Source organism: Rhizobium beringeri (genome assembly GCF_004306515.1).
Lineage (GTDB): Bacteria > Pseudomonadota > Alphaproteobacteria > Rhizobiales > Rhizobiaceae > Rhizobium > Rhizobium beringeri.
The window spans coordinates 1-356 of record NZ_SILG01000018.1 but is presented as its reverse complement, the minus strand read 5'-3'; the positions used below and the strand labels follow the sequence as shown (position 1 = coordinate 356).

Genomic DNA, 356 nt, shown 5'->3' with positions numbered 1-356 from the left:
GATGAACGATCGGATTACCGTTGCCTGACCGCGCGGTATCGGATCCAATCTCGAGAAGCTGGTCTTAAGACAGGCTGCAAGCGAGCTGCTCGGCGTAGCTCCAATAAAGCAGACCTGTCGAACACGTCGATGGCATCATGAAATGATCCGGTTGTAAAAGGTAACCGGATTTTTGGACTGGCCGCACGGCAATCGCAAGGTTGTCCGGATGGTCGCACGTCCAAATATGGATGAGCATTGGCAATGAGAACGATTAAGTGTCGTAAGGGCATTTGGTGGATGCCTTGGCATGCACAGGCGATGAAGGACGTGATACGCTGCGAAAAGCCGTGGGGAGCTGCGAATGAGCTTTGATC

1 rRNA gene is annotated in these 356 nt (G+C 52.8%); it reads left to right on the top strand.

Annotation, left to right across the window (positions count from 1 at the left end):
- Window positions 1–251 precede the first annotated feature (251 nt).
- Window positions 252–356, top strand: a 23S ribosomal RNA gene (locus ELH03_RS37205); the annotation flags it as partial.